This is a genomic window from Cryobacterium sp. CG_9.6 (assembly GCF_029893365.1).
Taxonomy (GTDB): Bacteria; Actinomycetota; Actinomycetes; order Actinomycetales; family Microbacteriaceae; genus Cryobacterium.
The window spans coordinates 1,023,140-1,039,819 of the sequence record NZ_JARXUZ010000001.1 but is presented as its reverse complement, the minus strand read 5'-3'; the positions used below and the strand labels follow the sequence as shown (position 1 = coordinate 1,039,819).

Sequence of the window (16,680 nt, the reverse complement as noted above, 5' to 3'; positions counted from 1 at the left end):
TGGGCATGATCTACCTCGATAACGCGGCCACAACTCCGGTGCGCCGCGAGGCGCTGGAGGCCATGTGGCCGCTGCTCACGAGTGGTTTCGGGAACCCGTCGAGCCGTCACAGCGTGGGTGAGGCCGCGGCCGCCGCCTTGACGGAGGCTCGGCTGAGCGTGGCGCGCTCACTCGGATGTCGCCCGGGAGATGTTCTCTTCACCAGTGGCGGCACCGAGAGTGACAACCTCGCCATTAAGGGTCTTGCACTCGGCGCCTCCGAGCCGGGGCCCAATCATGTGATCACCACCGCAATCGAACACGAGGCCGTGCTGGAGAGCGTTGATTATCTGCACCGACGGCACGGTTTCGACGTCACCCTGCTCCCGACGGATGCCGACGGTCGCGTGCGCCCCGACGACCTACGTGCCGCCCTCCGCCCCCACACGCGGCTCGTGTCGGTGCACTACGCCAACAACGAGGTGGGAACGGTGCAACCCATCGCGGAGCTTGCCGCGATTGCCCGCGCGGCCGGAGCACTCATACACACCGATGCGGTGCAGGCCGGCGGCTGGCTCCCCCTCGATGTGACCGCGCTCGGCGTTGATGCGCTCAGCCTGTCCGGCCATAAGCTCGGCGCTCCTCCCGGAGTTGGCGTGCTCTTCGTGCGTGGGCGGCTTCCGCTGGAACCCGTGCTGCACGGCGGCGGTCAGGAGCGTGGCAAGCGCAGCGGAACCGAGAATGTGGCCGGAGCTGTGGCCTGTGCCGTGGCCCTCGAGCTGAGCCTCCGTGAACGCAGCGTCGTAGCCGCGCGTGTCACCGCTCTGCGCGAGGAGTTCATCTCCACCGTGTTGGCCTCCTGCCCCACGGCTCGGCTCACCGGTCACCCCACCCAACGGCTACCCGGAACGGCGTCGTTCGTCTTTGCCGGGACGAGTGGCGAGGCGGTGCTGTTGGAACTGGAAGCACGCGGGATCGTGTGCTCCAGCGGATCGGCCTGCGCGGCCGGGAGCTCGGAACCGTCTCACGTGTTAACGGCACTGGGGCTCAGCGCCGAGCTGGCACAGACCGCCGTGCGTTTTACCCTCTCGGCGCACACGACACCCGAGGAGATTGCGCTGGCGGGGGCATCCGTTCGTGAGGCGGTGACGGCGCTGGCGCGCCTCGGCCGCTAAAGCCAGCTGGGCGCCACCGAGGTAACGGGGTGGTTACAGGTGACTCGCGCCCCCAACCGACCCGACGCCCAGTGTGTGAGGGCGGCCAGGTCTCCGCTGACGACCAGCGGATCACGGGCGTCCCGGTCACCGAACACCAGTCCGTCCACACCGGACACCTCCAGACGCACACCCTCCAGCTCACCGCGGGTGGCCCACGACTCGAGAATGTCACCGAGAATTCGCTGCAGCACGGGCGCGGGAATGTTGGCGAACCCGGCCGTCACGTTGAGGTCGACGGCATGAATCCACACCTCCCGGGTGCGCATCCAGATGGTGAACGAGGCCTCCACCATGCGTCCCTGGGCGGTCTGTACCTCGGCAGCCCACTTCTCTTCCGGCAGGTGTTGCCACGCACTGTCCAGAAGCATTCCGGCATGCATGCTCAGTTTGCGGAGGCCAGCGGCGGGAAGAGCCGCCCCCGTGGCGATCTCCGCATTGCGCGCCTCACGGCTCTCAAACATAGGCGTTTCCACACCGGTCTCTGCCCACGACACCAGGCGGGCAATGGCCAGAGCGTTGTAACCCACGTGTGCAACCACGTGGCGCCGAGACCAGTCCGGAAGAAGGGAGGGTTCGTCGAGTTGAGCATCACTGAGTTCGTTCAGCTGTGCCTCGAAGAGGGCGGTGCCCTCCCGAACGATGGTCAATGGGGCGTCGGTGCTCATAGGGCAACGCTAGCCCACCTCACGGTGCCGGGACTGCGCAGAGCGGATGGGCATCACCGGGCATTAACAAGAAAAGGCCCGGAACCATAAGTTCCGGGCCGTTCGTTGCGGGGGCAGGATTTGAACCTACGACCTCTGGGTTATGAGCCCAGCGAGCTACCGAACTGCTCCACCCCGCGCTACAAGTACAAATTTAGCACACCACGAAAGACCGCACGACCACGCAGCCCTGCTTTCTTCGAATTTATGCCTTGGGCACCCAAATAACAAGAGCGGATGCAGAAGAAGCGTGGCCGCCGGGCGGTGCTAGTTCGTGTCGCTCTCCCGCTCGGCGGCAGATATTCGAGCCACGGTCTTCACAAAGCTGTCGGGATTGAGAGAGATGGAGTCAATCCCCTCCCCCACCAGGAATGCCGCAAACTCCGGGTAGTTGCTCGGCGCCTGGCCGCAGATGCCCACGGGGATTCCCGCCGCATGGGCCTTCTCAATGGCCTGACTGATCATTCGGGTGACGGCCTCATTGCGTTCATCGAACAGGTTGGCCAGGTCCTCTGAGTCTCGATCAACGCCGAGGACCAGCTGGGTCAAGTCGTTGGAACCAATCGAAAACCCGTCGAAGCGGGTGGCGAATTGTTCCGCGAGGATCACGTTCGCCGGGATCTCGCACATCATGTACACCCGCAGGTCATGCTCGCCGCGCACGAGACCGTGTGCGGCCATCACCTCGAGCACCCGGTCCGCCTCCGTGGTGGTGCGGCAGAACGGAATCATCACGATGACATTGGTGAAGCCGATCTGCTCCCGCACACGTCGAAGCGCACGGCACTCGAGCGCGAACCCTTCCTGGTACCGGGGATCGTAATACCGCGACGCCCCGCGGAAACCCAGCATGGGATTTTCCTCCGCATGCTCAAAGAACTGACCACCGATCAGGTGCGCATACTCATTGGTCTTGAAGTCACTCAGTCGCACGATGACAGGGTTGGGATAGTAGGGGGTGGCCAATTTGGCGATGCCGAGCGCCAGGGTCTGCACGAAATACTCCATTGGATTGACGTGGCCCCGGGTGAGAACGCGAATCTGCTCGGCCGCCACCGGATCCGTGATGAGCTCCGGGTGCACGAGCGCCATCGGGTGGATTTTGATCAGGTTGTTGATGATGAATTCCATCCGGGCCAGGCCCACACCATCTGCGGGCAGCCGCCACCACGTGAAGGCCGCCGCGGGGCTGGCAATGTTCACCATCACCTTCGTGCGGGTCTTCGGCAGCGCACCCAGGTCAACGTTTTCTGTCTCAAACGCCAGCTGACCGTCATAGACGTAGCCCTCGTCCCCCTCCGCACACGACAGGGTGATGAGTTGTCCATCGCGGAGCACCTCGGTGGCATTGCCGGTACCCACCACGGCTGGCACACCGAGCTCCCGACTCACAATCGCCGCGTGGCTGGTGGGTCCGCCATGTTCCGTGACGATCCCGGCCGCACGCGTCATAATAGGCACCCAATCCGGATCAGTCATCTCGGTAACGAGAATGGCCCCGTCGACGAACTTCTCGATGTCGGCCGGGTCCCTGATCACGCACACCTCCCCGCCCGCAATGCTGTCGCCGATGGCCATACCCGAGAGCAGCAGCGCACCGGTCTCGGTGAGCCGACTGACCGTGAATGTCGTGCCACTGGCCTGCGACTGCACCGTCTCCGGCCGGGCCTGCACCATGAACAGCTCGTGACTGAGGCCATCCTTAGCCCATTCCATGTCCATGGGGCGTTCGTAGTGTCTCTCCACGATGACGGCCCAGTGAGCCAGTTCTACGATCTCGGCATCGGTCGACACGAAGGACTGTCGTTCGCGCAGGAGCGTATCAATCGTGCGGGTGCGTGCGCTCCCTCCCGTGGAGTACACCATCTTGCGTTCTTTGGCCCCGAGTGTCTTCTCGATGATGGGCAGGTACCCGGGCTGCTCGAGCAAAGCTTTGAAGACCAGGTATTTATCGGGGTCGACGGTGCCCTGAACAACGGTTTCTCCTAGACCCCACGCTGCACTGATCACGGCTGCCCCGGGAAAACCGCTGTCGGTATCGATGGAGAACATCACACCGGAACCGCCCACGTCGGAACGAACCATGCATTGGATGCCGATCGAGAGGGCCACGTCGAGGTGGTCAAAACCCTTTACCTCCCGGTAGCTGATGGCCCGGTCGGTGAAGAGCGAGGCGTAGCAGCGGCGGCAGGCGTCAAGAACGTCCCGGTCGCCCGTCACGTTGAGGAAGGTTTCCTGCTGTCCCGCGACGCTGGCGTCGGGCAGATCCTCGGCCGTTGCGCTACTGCGCACGGCCACCGCGAGGTTGCTGCGCCCGGCGCGCTCACCGAGAGCGTGGTACGCGGTGCGGATCTCGTTCGCCGTGCTCTCGGGAAACTCCGCGCTCAGAAACAGCTCACGCAGAGCCTCACCGGTGAAGCGAAGTGACACCTCGCCCGCGTGAAACCGCTGCAGGTGATGTCTCATCTCCGGCTCAAGTCCGTTGTAGGCGATGAAGCCTCGGTATGCGTCTGCGGTGGTGGCAAAGCCATCCGGCACGCGCACTCCGCTCGCCGTGAGGGACCGCACGATTTCACCGAGCGAGGCATTTTTGCCACCAACCCGCGAAATATCCGCCAGGCCGATGTCATCGAACCACACCACACTGCTCGAGATCATGCCCGTCTCCTACCCGTGTCGCTGCGCCGTCATCCGTCGGCGCGAACCTACTACGGCGCTTCGGTCGCGGCTAGGCCGAGACCGGGCGGTCGCCGGGTACAAAAAAAGACCGACTCAGCATTTCTGCTGAATCGGCCTGTTGGTTGCGGGGGCAGGATTTGAACCTACGACCTCTGGGTTATGAGCCCAGCGAGCTACCGAACTGCTCCACCCCGCGCTACGTCTTCTAATTTACCTTATCTGGGCCGCGCCGGTGACCACCTCCGACGCCGAAACGCCGCGAGCCCCCGCCCGTAAAGGGTGAGGGCTCGCGGCGAGCAACCGAACGCTACTCGCCGAGCAGCGCCAGCATGCTGGCAATCGTCTCGGAGAGCTTCTTGTCGGCGACACCGAATGCCGCGAAGTCACCCGACGCCAGGGCAGCCTGCTTCTCGGTCAACGCCGTGTTGGCGGTGGCGAGTAGTGACTTGAGCTCAGCGTCCGTGGCCGAGTTTCCGGTCGAGGTCGTCGGCGGTGTCGTGCTCGTATCCGTGCTCGAGTCTGTGCTCGTGTCTGTGCCATCGGTGGGGCTCGTCGTCGACGTGTCCGTATCGGTGATGGGCACCGTGGTGTCACCGGCAGCGGCACCGGAGTCACCGCCGAAGAGGACGTCGAGGGCACTGTCGAGGGTGTCCTCGAACGCGATCTGGTCACCGAAGGCAACAAGCACCTTCTGCAGCAGCGGGTAGCTGGTCTCACCCGTGGACTGCACGTAGACCGGCTGCACGTAGAGCAGTCCGCCACCGACCGGGAGGGTCAGCAGGTTTCCGTTGAGCACCGTCGAGGATCCCTGGCGTAGCAGGTTCAGCTCGGTGGAGACGGCGGGGTCGGCGTTGAAGACGTTCTGAACCTGACCGGGGCCAGGCACCGTACCGTCCTTCGGCAGCGTGAGCAGCCTCATCTTTCCGTAGCCTTCGGCACGTTCACCATCCACCGCACCGGCATCGGCGTCGACGGCGAGGTAGCCGTACAGCACGTTTCTGCTGGATTCTCCGGTGGCTTCAGGCTGGAATGTCGTGTAGAGCGAGAACGAAGGAGCGTCCTGACCCGGAACCTGCATGGTGAGGTAGTACGGGGGCTGCAGGGTGGGGTTCGACGCGGGCGAGTCCGGGTCGTTCGGCGAGATCCAGGCATCGTCCTTGGAGTAGAACGAACCCGGGTCGGTCACGTGGTACTGACCGAGGATCGCACGCTGCACCTTGAACAGGTCGGCGGGGTAGCGCACGTGGCTCATCAGATCGCCACTCATCTCGCTCATGGGCTTGAGCGTCGAGGGGAAGATCTTCTGCCACGTCTCCAACATCGGCTCGTTTTCGTCCCAGGCGTAGAGGGTGACCTCACCGCTGTAGGCGTCGACGGTTGCCTTAACCGAGTTGCGCATGTAGTTGATGCTGTCCAGCGCGAAAGGCTGCGGCGGCGTCTCCGTGTCGGTGATGGCATCGCTGAGGCTCACCGGAGTGGAGTACGGGTAGTTCGCCGACGTTGTGTAACCGTCGATGATCCACTGCACTCGTCCGTCGACAACCGAGGGGTAGGCGTCAGAGTCGAGGGTGAGGTACGGAGCAACCTTCTGCACGCGTGTGATCGGGTCGCGGTCGTACAGAATCTGCGATTTGTCGTTGACGGCGTTCGCGAGGAATACCTGCTCCGACTGGAACTTGAGGGCGTAGATGAGCTGCTTGAACGGGTTGTCCAGCTTCGGTCCACCGTCGCCGGAGAACGTCGTATAGGTCTGTCCCGAACCGTCGGTTCCCGACGGGTAGTCCAGCTCAATCGGGTCGGTGCCTTCCGGCGCCCCGACAATGGAGTACTCGGGCGAGGTCTCACCGAAGTAGATGCGCGGCTCGAACTCACCGAGCGCACCCGACGTGGGAATACCAGACTCCAGGAACACGGGCTGGCCATCTGCGGAACGCTGGTTTCCGTAGGCGGCAACAATGCCGTAACCGTGGGTGTACACGGTTGTGGCGTTCACCCAGGTGTTTCCGGTGTTGAGTCCGGTGAGGTCGAGGTCACGAACGGCGACGACCGTGTCCTGCGACTTGCCGTCGATCATGTACCGGTCAACGTCGAGGTTCGACGGGAACTGGTAATACTGACGGAACTGCTCGAGCTGGCCGAAGGAGTCGCTGACGAGAGCCGGGTCGAGGATACGAATGTTGGCCGTCGTGGTGGCGTCGGCACGAAGCGCACCGGATTCTGCGGTGGTGGTGGCGTTATACGGGATCTCTTCCACGTCCGCGATGTTGTAGGCGTCGCGGGTGAGGTCGATGTTCTTTTCGATGTACGGCGCCTCGAGCGACTTCGCGCTGGGGTCAACCTGAAAACGCTGAACAACCCAGGGGTAGAGCGAACCGATCAGCAGGCTGGAGATGATCAGCAGCGCGGTACCGATGATCGGCAGCCGCCAGCGGCCAATGATGGCGGTGAGAATGAAGAGCAGCGCAACGACGCCCGCGATGCCGGCAAGGATCGCCCGGCTCGGGATCGTGGCGAAGACATCCGTGTAGCTTGCACCCGTGATGAGGCTGCCCTGGTTTGTAAGGGTGGAGTACTGGTCGAACCAGATACTCACGGCCTGCAGGAGCAGGTAGACGGCCGCCGTCACGGCGATCTGCACGCGCGCAGCTTTGGCGATGATGACCTCACGGCCGCTGACGCGGATAGATCCGTAGAGGTAGCTGGTGGCGAGTGCGACGAGCGCGGAGATCAGCACGACCGCCGAGGCGAAGCCCAGAACCGCCTGATAGAACGGAAGGTCAAAGAGGTAGAACGAGATGTCGAAACCGAACTGCGGGTCGCTGCGACCCACCTCGCTGCGGTTGAGCCACATGAGCACAACCTGCCAGCGTGTGGCCGCGGCCACACCGGCGAAGAGTCCCAGGAGCGCCGGGATGCCGTACATGGCGAGGCGGCGAAGCGGCTCAATCACCTGCTGGTAGCGATCGAGCTGCGAGTTGAGCTTGGCGTAGACCGGGCGCTTGCGGTACGCAATCTGAATGCTGATCCAGACAGGAACGGCCATGGCGATGAAGCCAATGAGGAACAATACGGCCGTGGCGATCCACTGAGTGGTCAGAACGTTGAGGAACCCGAGTTGGTCAAACCACAAGACATCTGTGTACAGTCCGGCAAAGATAAAGAACAGGATCACCAACCCCGCAATGATCGCTGCCGTGATGGCAAGCGGGGTTCGGCCCCGTCGTGGAGCGCTGTCGGGTGAAGATGTCACGAATTGGCCTCATACTCTATGTGATCTGGGACCATTCCATCCTAGTAAATCCAGCGGCAAGCGCACGCCGAAATACGCTCTGAGCAGGACTCACATCATTTTGTCGGGCAGCTGGGCAGGCTTTCTGGGTCGCCGCCGGTGCGAATGACGTCGAGGGCCGCCAGGGCATCGTCGAGGGTCGCAACCGAGAACACGGTGAGTCCGTCGGGGATATGACCCGTCACCTCGTCGCAATTGTCGGCTGGGGCGAGGAACCAGGACGCCCCAGCGTCCGTCGCTCCGTAGAGCTTTTGCTGAATGCCGCCGATGGGGCCCACCGCACCGGTCTGATCGATCGTGCCCGTTCCTGCCACCCGGGCACCGCCCTGCAACTCGCCGGGTGTGAGTTTGTCAATGATTCCGAGCGCAAACATCATGCCGGCGCTGGGTCCACCGACCCGGTCCAGTTCCAGTTTCACCGTGAAGGGAAACTCGTAGTTCGTCGTGACGCTGATACCGAGCACCACATTGCCCGCGTTCACGATGGGAGTCACCGACTCGGTGAGGGCAACTCCGTCACGGATGATGCCGACGGACACCGGGGCATCCGCTCCGAGAACCTGCAGGGCTGCCCGCAACTCAGTGATGTTGCCCACGGTCGTTCCATCCACACTCGTGACGACATCGCCGACAACGAGAAGCTCGGCGGCCGGGGACCCGTCGGGCACATCCGCTACGGTGACCGTGCTCGGGTACTCATAGTCAAGATTGGTGAGGGCCGCGGCGATGGCGTCCTGCTGCGAGTTCACCATTGCCGTCTGGTTTTGAGTGTCTCGCTGCTCTGTGGTCACGTTGGCAGGAAAGGCCTGATCAACCGGGATGACAGCTTTGCTTGGGTCAAGCCAGGCTGCGGCAACAGCAAGCCAGCCCGGGCGGTTTTCCTGATTACCGAACAGCGACACCGTGAGTAGATCGAGTGTGCCCTTCGTGGGATACACGGGCTCACCGTCGATCTGAATCAGGGGGGTTTCTACGTCGTCAGCGTTGGGTGCGGTCCCGAGCGTATTGAAAACCGGTCCGGGCTGTTCGATCACGTACGGGGAGGGAACAATTCCGAGACTCACGCCGGCCACGAGGGCAACGGCAAGAACAATCCACCCCTTGCGCCCGCCACGTCGACGGGTCGATCCGCCCATCTCGCTGGACTCATCGGTGAAAAGAGCCACCGCGTACCTTCTATCTCTTCGGTTGCGTGTGCGGGACGGGCCTGTTCGCGACGGGCGCACACCCGAACCCTAAACCTAGGCCATTTCCCAGTTCCACAAGGGTTCTCGCACTAGCGTAGAAGTACGTAACTGAGAGGTGCCTGAAGTGGCTGAAGACTCCCGACCCGATGAGGGTCAGAATCCTGAGGATGAATTCCGCGACATGCTGCGGGACATTCTCTCGGGCAATTCGTCCATCGATCCGAGCCAACTTGCCGGAGCGGCCGGACTTGCCGGCGATCCCGCCAGCCTCGCCGCGCTCATGAAGCAGCTGCAGGGTGCTCTCAACTCCAGCCAAGGTTCCACGGGCGTGAACTGGGACATCGCACTCACCCAGGGTCAGGAGCGCGCCGCGAACGGCCAGCTCAGCCCGACCGACGATCAGCAAGCGCAGCTCAAGCAGGCCTTCCATATTGCCGCGCTCTGGCTAGACGACGTGATCTCCGTGGCCGAACTCACCGTGGAGCCGCGCCTGATGACCCGCCGCGAGTGGGTCACGGCCACCATGCCGCTCTGGACCCAGCTGGCGGAACCCGTGGCCACCAGCATCTCTGATTCCCTCACTCGTGTGCTCACCGAGCAGGCACCCAAGGAAATGCAGGGCATGATCGCCAACGCCAGCCAGATCGTGCGCAGCGTGGGCGGAACGCTCTTCGCCATGCAGCTCGGGCAGGTTGTCGGTCAGCTCGCCAGCGAGGTTGTCTCCGGTGGGGACGTGGGGATTCCCCTTCTCGGCGAGCAGCAGGCAGCACTTCTCCCCCAGAATGTGGCGGTTTTCGGTGCGGGCCTCGATGTTCCCGACGATCAGGTGCAGATCTACCTGGCCGTGCGCGAGCTGGCCCATGCGCGCCTGTTCCGCCACGCACGCTGGCTGCGTCTGCACCTCATCAGCTCCATTACCGAGTTCGCGCGCGGCATCACTATTGATTCGAGCCGCCTCGAAGACCTCGCCGCCAGCTTCGACCCGGCCAACCCCGAAGAACTGCAGCGGGCCATGGCAGACGGTTCGCTCATTCCCCCCAAGTCCGACGCCCAGTTGCAGGCGCTCGGTCGCCTCGAAACCATGCTGGCGCTCATTGAGGGCTGGGTCGACGTGGTCACGGTCGAGGCCACGAGTCGCCTCCCCAAGGCCGACGCGATCGCCGAGACGGTGAAACGACGCCGCGCCTCGGGTGGCCCGGCCGAATCGGCCTTCGCAACCCTGGTGGGCCTGGAGCTGCGCCCGCGCCGCCTCCGTGAAGCCGCAGCAATGTGGCAAGCCATAACAGATGCCGTGGGCAACGAAGCGAGAGACGCCCTGTGGGCGCACCCCGATATCGGTCCGTCATCGGAGGATATTGACGATCCCACACAGCTGATTGCTCGTTTGACGAGCGCGTCGTCGGGGACCGCGCCCGAACTTGACGATCTGGATCGTGCCCTCGAAGACCTGCTTCGCGACGATGGCACGGAGCGCCCGATCGAGGAGTAAGCACACCAGATATACCCCCAGTGCGAGGGTGTTACACCGCCAGATCAGGCGCGTGCAACGCCCTCGCAACGTTTCTGCAACCTGGGTAGACCTACGGTTTTGAACATGGACGATGACGTCTTAACCGAAGGAGCCAGCTCATGACTATTTATGCAGAATCCAGCACGGACGGCGCTACCGACACGACCACAGGTCGTGACGCTTCACCAGACACCCCCACCACCATGCACGCAGCGGTCGTGACCACATTCGGGCAGAAACTCACCATTGATGAGGTGGCGGTCCCCCAGCCCGGCCCCGGCCAGGCACTCGTGAAACTCATCAGCACCGGCGTGTGCCACACCGATCTCCATGCCGTGGAGGGTGACTGGCCGGTGAAGCCGAGCCCGCCGTTCATTCCCGGCCATGAGGGTGTCGGCGAGGTCGTGGCCCTCGGTGCCGGCGTCACGAACCTGGAGATCGGCGAGCGGGTGGGTAACGCCTGGCTCTGGTCGGCCTGTGGCAGCTGCCAGTACTGCCGCACGGGCTGGGAAACCCTCTGTGAGGCACAGCAGAACGGCGGCTACAGCGTGAACGGATCGTTCGGCGAGTACATGCTCGTTGATGCCCGCTTCGCCGTGAAGATTCCGGCGGGCTCCGACCCGATCGAGATCGCCCCCATGCTCTGCGCCGGCGTCACGGTGTACAAGGGTCTCAAAATGACCGAAGCCCGACCCGGCCAGTGGGTTGTCATCTCCGGAATCGGTGGCCTCGGCCACATTGCCGTGCAGTACGCCAAGGCCATGGGCCTGCGCGTAGCCGCAGTGGACATCGCCGAGGACAAGCTCGCCCTCGCCCGCAAGCACGGCGCCGAAATCGTCGTGAATGCCCTCACCGAAGACCCGATCGCGGCCATTCAGAAAGCAACCGGCGGCGCCCACGGCGTGCTCGTGACCGCCGTGCACCCGGCCGCTTTCGGCCAGGCCATCGGCATGATGCGGCGCGGCGGAACGATCGTGTTCAACGGTCTGCCGCCGGGAGACTTCCCCGCCCCCATTTTCGATATCGTGCTCAAGGGCCTCACCATCCGGGGTTCCATCGTGGGTACGCGTCAGGACATGGAGGAAGCTCTCGAGTTCTACGCTCGCGGTGAGATCCACCCCACGGTCGCCACCCGCCGGCTCAACGAGGTGAATGAGGTGCTCGACGAGATGAAGCGCGGCAAGATCGACGGTCGCGTCGTCATCGAATACTGACCCACCCCGCACAACACTGCCGCCTCGGGTCTGTGGATAACTTCCCACGGTGCCCGAGGCGGTGCATCATCGTGTCATGCTGATTCGGCTCAATCCTCACCTCCCGCTCGTGTGGCGTTCCCCCGACACCATCCAGGTGGGTGTCGACCGGCCCGTGCTAGTCCTTGCCGGACTCACGTCCGGGTTGGAGGCCGTTCTGAACGGGCTCCGGGCGGGGGTGCCTCTCTCGGGCGCCATTCTGCTGGGAACAGAGGCGGGGGCATCCGTTCAGGCCGTGACCCGACTCCTTGAGCAGCTCGGGCCCGCGCTAGAAGACGACCCGGTGCGGGAAAGCCGTCCCCACCCCACCGTGGTGGTGGACGGAGTGGGCCCTACCGCCGAACGCATCGGGCTGCTGCTCACCGATCTGGGCCTCGCTCACCCGCTGGCCACCGGCACCTCGGCACCCGCGCCACCGTCACTTGCCGTGCTGATCGGTCACTACGTGCTGAAACCCGACCGGCACACCTACTGGTTGCGGCGGGACGTTCCCCATCTCCCCGTGATCTACAGCGACACCGAGGTGCGCATTGGCCCACTCGTGCAGCCGGGAAGCGGGCCGTGTCTGGTGTGTGTCGAACTCGCGCACGGCGACGTGGACCCCGCTTGGCCGGCCCTGTCGTGCCAACTGTCCCGCCGCCGCGCCGGCACGGAAACACCGCGGCTTGCCATCGAGGTGGCCGCACGCGTGGCCGTCTTCGCCAACGATCTGCTGCTGCGCCCGGGGCAGCACTCGAACACCCTCCTCGGGGATTCCGCGCTCTTCCGTGACTCGGTGCTGCTGGATGCCACAACCGGCGAGGTCAGACGCTGCGTGCACCTGGTGCACGGGCGGTGCGCGTGCCAAGCTCTGCCAGAAAACGAGACCGTTCCCGACCCGATCGCTGCTGCTGGCCCAGCTTCGACCAGCTCAGGCCGAGTCGCTTCCTGGCGCGTGTGATGCCCACGTACAGCAGGCGGCGCTCCTCATCGATCTGCTCGAACGTGTTCGCGAAGCTGATGGGCACGAGTCCCTCACTGAGACCCACCACAAAAACGTTGTCCCACTCAAGCCCCTTGGCGGAGTGCATTGTGGCGAGCGTGACGGCCGAAACGGTGGGCTCATGCTGGCCGGCCTGCCGTTCCATCAGCTCGTCTGTGAAAGCCCGAAAGGTGGTGCCCGGTGCGGCATTGTCCACGAGGCCCATGATTGCGTTCAGGGATTCCCACCGGTCGCACACCGCGCCCCGCGCCTCGGGTGCGGTCTGGCTCCAGCCGAGGGAACGCAGCACATCGCTGACGCTTTTGAATAGCGGTTCGCCAATGATCGACACGGATGCCGCGCGGAGCGACATCACCGCCTGCTTCACCTCCTGCAGGTCGAAGAACCTCTTGGCTCCTCGAATCTGGTAGCTGACCCCCACGTCGCCGAGCGCGGTTTCGAGCAGCGCAGCCTGCACGTTCACCCGAAACAGCACCGCGATGTCTTCGGGTTTGGCTCCGGCATCCGTGAGTTCGAGAATCTGTTGAGCGACACCGCGCGCCTCCGCCATGTCGTTGGGGTAGTCGCGCACCTGCGGGTCAACCCCGGGAACGGTTGAGGTGGAGTGCAGGGTGAGAGCACCGGGGCGGCCACGCATGAGCTGGTTGGCGGCGGCCACGATGGGCGGCGTTGACCGGTAGTTCTGCTCCAGCCGCACCACGGTGGCGTCTTCGTAGCGCTTGGGGAAGTCGAGGAGGTATTCGCTTCGAGCGCCCGCAAACGAGTAGATGGTTTGACTCGCGTCCCCCACCACGCAGAGGTCGCGGCGGTCACCCAGCCACAGGGTAAGCAGCTCCTGTTGCAGGGGCGACACGTCCTGGTATTCGTCCACGACGAAGAAGCGATATTGCTCGCGCACCTGCAGGGCAACCGATGGTTCGGCCTCGATCATTCCGGCCATGGCGAGCAGCACATCTTCGAAATCAATCTGCTTGCGCTCATCTTTGAGCCGCTCATACGTTTGCTGCAGGGCCACCGTCTGGTCGAGGTCGAGGCGGCCGGGTAGCGTGCGCGCGGCACTGCCGGCGGCATACTGATCGATGCTGAGTCCGCTCGTCTTGCGCCATTCGATCTCGGCGGCAAGGTCGCGCAGGGTGGGGGTGTCCAGTTTGAGTCGCAAAGCCTCAGCCGAGTGGCCGAGTAGTCGCCCCTTGCCGTCGAGGATTCGCGGAGCCACTCCCCCGACCACGTGCGGCCAGAAGTAGTTCAGCTGCGACATGGCCGCGGCGTGGAACGTGCGGGCGGCCACCCCGCCGGCGCCCAGCTGACGCAGTCGACCACGCAGTTCCGCGGCCGACCGCGCGGTGAAGGTGAGTGCCATCACCCGGTTGGGCGCATACGCGCCACTCAGCACCCCATACGCGATGCGGTGGGTGATGGCGCGGGTTTTTCCGGTGCCGGCACCGGCGAGCATGCACACCGGGCCCACGAGTGCCTCCGCGGCGACGCGCTGCTGATCGTCCAGCCCGGCAAGGAGAGATTCGGCCGTTACCGTCACGGTTGGGGTGCCAGCGAACCGTTGGTGTCGCCGGCGAGCCACTGCTCGATCATGGCGTGGGCGATCGAGGAGGCACCGGGCAGAATGAGCCAATCGGCGGCGTCCCGCAGTTCCTGCCGGCTGAACCAGCGCAGGTCGAGAATCTCCTCACCGTCGGGAAGTAGCCCGGTGGCGGCCTGGCCGTCAGCGAGCTCGGCCCGGAAGCCGCACATGATCGATGCGGGGAACGGCCACGGCTGGGACCCCAGGTAAACCGGTCGGGTCACTCGAAGGCCCGACTCCTCGAACATTTCCCGAACAACAGCCGCTTCAAGTGGCTCGCCCGGCTCGACGAAACCGGCCAGCAGGGAGTAGCGGTTGTTTTCCCACATGGCGTTGGAACCCAGAAGGAGGCGATCCTGCGAGTCGGTGATGAGAACGATGATGGCCGGATCGGTACGCGGAAAGACCTGATTGCCACAAGAGGGGCATCGTCGCACCCAGCCGCCGTCTTGGGGCAGGGTTTGGGTACCACAGCGCGGGCAGTGCGAGTGGGAACCGTGCCAGTTGACCACACCGAGAGCCTCGGTGAAGAGCCCGGCATCGCGGTCGGACAGGGCGGTGACAATGGTGCGCAGCCCACCCCAGAGCGACTCGTCGGGTTCGAGGGCCACGGCCTGCTCGTCGTTCAGCACGGCGGCCACCAGGCGGGTTCCCGCCGGTTCCTGCGGGGCATCCGCCAACGAACGACCAAGGTACACGCTCAGCACATCTGCAGGGATCCGGAGCGGCGCCACGAGATCGAGGCTGGCCGACTCCACGGTGGAGCCCGCCCAGCCGGCGGCAGCGGTCGCCTCTGGCGGGAGCGGCGCGGTGAGCAGCGCTCGACCATGCCACAGGGGTAAGACGCGAGTGGAGGCATCCGCTCGGAGCTCATCGAAGAGTCCGGGGATGGTGCGCTCGGTGTGGTTGCGGTCTACCGCGTGTCGGGACAGCGGTAGCCGCGTCGTGAAGGCGAACGACATGGTGAATTCCCCGTGCTTGGCGCTAAAAATGGTGTGGTGGCGCGTGGCGAATAACCACGCGACGGCAAGTCGACCTAACCTAGAAGGCATGGCCAGATCTCATCTCACTCTAGCCGCGTTGGCCACCTCCGCCGTTTCCGGACTCGACGTCGCCCGCACGCGTCGCCACAGCGCCGGCGCGCACGGGTTGTTCGACTCGGCACTCCTCGTCAGCAGTGACGACCGTACGCTGATCATTCGCGTTCCCAACACCCAAGCAGCCGAGACTGAGCAGTCGGCAGACCTTGTTGCGCTGCGCGCCTTGACGGCAGGCAACCGGAGCCGCCTCCCATTTGATGTGCCCGAATTCGTGGGCCAGACTCCCATTTCGGGAACCCGCGCCGTGGTGTACGAGCTGCTGCCCGGTGATGTGTTCGATGCCGATGCTCTCACCGGCCACGAGGGCGTTGCTGGCTCCATTGGCCGCGCGATTGCCGCCATCCATGCCCTCCCCACCGCCTTTGTGAACACCGCTGGCCTGCCACAGCAGAGCGCCGAGCAGTGCCGCACCGCGGTTATTGAGGTGATTGACCAGGCTGCGAACACCGGTTTTCTGCCGGCCGCTCTGTTGCGTCGCTGGGAAACGGCAACGGATGATGACGCCCTGTGGCAATTCGCACCCACGGTGGTGCACGGTTCGTTCTCGGCCGATTCCCTGCTCGTGACCGATGACTCGATCTCGGGTGTTCTCGGTTGGTCTGCGCTGTGCGTGGGTGACCCGGCGCGCGACCTGCACTGGTTGCTGTCAGCCCGGGGGGCGGCGGCGGAAACCGCGATCGTGGCGTACACGGCGGCTAGGCAGCTGGGCGATACCCGCATCACGCAGCGGGCGATGCTCTACGCGGAGCTGGAACTGGCCCGCTGGCTGCTGCACGGAACGGTCACCCACAACCAGGCCATCATCGACGATGCGGTGGGCATGCTCGATGGCCTGGTGGACACGGTGCACAGCCACACCACGCATCCGCTGTCGCCCGAAACCGGCCCGATCCTGGGCGTGAGCGACGTGGAGAGCATGCTCGATCAGACGCCGCGGCGCGCACGCGTGCGCGACCAGCGCGCGTCGATGCACACCGACAGCTACAACTTTGCCGATCTGGAGTCGGGCGAATTTTCTCGTCTGAACGACGACGAGTCCGACGACGCCGGGCGGGAGGGCGCGGCTCAGCCGGGTAGTTCCTCGGCCAGTTCTTCGGCCAGCGACGATGAGACCGGCCCCATCACGCTGCCCGATACCGGCTCGGGTGCCACGACCGACGACCAGGCACGCACCAGGTCGTCTTCCGAGTAGATGCGATCG

The 16,680-nt window shown here is 64.4% G+C and carries 10 protein-coding genes and 2 tRNA genes; 4 read left to right on the top strand and 8 right to left on the bottom strand.

The annotated features are described in order from the left end of the window. Positions 1-5: 5 nt before the first annotated feature. Positions 6-1,154, top strand: coding sequence for a cysteine desulfurase family protein (locus H4V99_RS04695; protein WP_280675963.1), 1,149 nt, complete (start codon positions 6-8; stop codon positions 1,152-1,154). Here H4V99_RS04695 and H4V99_RS04690 read toward each other — a convergent pair. From H4V99_RS04690 to H4V99_RS04665, 6 genes are all read right to left on the bottom strand, one after another. Beyond that, positions 1,151-1,861 carry a maleylpyruvate isomerase family mycothiol-dependent enzyme gene (locus H4V99_RS04690; RefSeq protein WP_280675961.1) on the bottom strand — a complete coding sequence of 237 codons (711 nt, stop codon included), beginning with the start codon at positions 1,859-1,861 and terminating at the stop codon, positions 1,151-1,153. The two genes, H4V99_RS04695 and H4V99_RS04690, sit on opposite strands and share 4 nt — an antisense overlap. Positions 1,862-1,966: 105 nt before the next feature. Continuing rightward, positions 1,967-2,040, bottom strand: a tRNA-Met gene (locus tag H4V99_RS04685). A 127-nt stretch (positions 2,041-2,167) separates the two neighbouring features. After that, on the bottom strand, positions 2,168-4,558 hold the full coding sequence (gene ppsA / locus H4V99_RS04680) for a phosphoenolpyruvate synthase (protein WP_280675959.1): 2,391 nt from the start codon (positions 4,556-4,558) through the stop codon (positions 2,168-2,170). A 140-nt stretch (positions 4,559-4,698) separates the two neighbouring features. Continuing rightward, a tRNA-Met gene (locus tag H4V99_RS04675) sits at positions 4,699-4,775 on the bottom strand. Positions 4,776-4,886: 111 nt separating this feature from the next. Then, on the bottom strand, positions 4,887-7,829 hold the full coding sequence (locus H4V99_RS04670; protein WP_280675957.1) for a UPF0182 family protein: 2,943 nt from the start codon (positions 7,827-7,829) through the stop codon (positions 4,887-4,889). A gap of 95 nt (positions 7,830-7,924) precedes the next feature. Next, complete coding sequence (locus H4V99_RS04665) at positions 7,925-9,034, bottom strand: S16 family serine protease (RefSeq protein ID WP_280675955.1); 1,110 nt, start codon at positions 9,032-9,034, stop codon at positions 7,925-7,927. Positions 9,035-9,236: 202 nt separating this feature from the next. On the opposite strand from H4V99_RS04665, the gene H4V99_RS04660 reads away from it, so the two are divergent. Beyond that, positions 9,237-10,544 (top strand): zinc-dependent metalloprotease, encoded by a 1,308-nt coding sequence (locus H4V99_RS04660; protein ID WP_280679956.1) that lies wholly within the window; start codon positions 9,237-9,239, stop codon positions 10,542-10,544. Positions 10,545-10,768: 224 nt separating this feature from the next. Further along, the gene (gene adhP, locus H4V99_RS04655; protein ID WP_280679954.1) at positions 10,769-11,779 is read left to right on the top strand and encodes an alcohol dehydrogenase AdhP; all 1,011 of its coding nucleotides are present in this window, start codon (positions 10,769-10,771) and stop codon (positions 11,777-11,779) included. An 842-nt stretch (positions 11,780-12,621) separates the two neighbouring features. On the opposite strand, the gene H4V99_RS04650 is transcribed toward adhP, so the two are convergent. Beyond that, positions 12,622-14,337, bottom strand: a complete 1,716-nt coding sequence (locus H4V99_RS04650) for an ATP-dependent helicase (RefSeq protein ID WP_280675953.1) — start codon at positions 14,335-14,337, stop codon at positions 12,622-12,624. After that, complete coding sequence (nudC, locus tag H4V99_RS04645) at positions 14,334-15,431, bottom strand: NAD(+) diphosphatase (RefSeq protein ID WP_348522355.1); 1,098 nt, start codon at positions 15,429-15,431, stop codon at positions 14,334-14,336. Before nudC ends, H4V99_RS04650 begins: the two co-directional genes overlap by 4 nt. Here nudC and H4V99_RS04640 point away from each other — a divergent pair. Next, entirely contained in the window at positions 15,430-16,671 is a 1,242-nt protein-coding gene (locus H4V99_RS04640; protein ID WP_280675951.1) for a phosphotransferase, read from the top strand. The genes nudC and H4V99_RS04640 overlap by 2 nt on opposite strands. Positions 16,672-16,680: the final 9 nt, after the last annotated feature.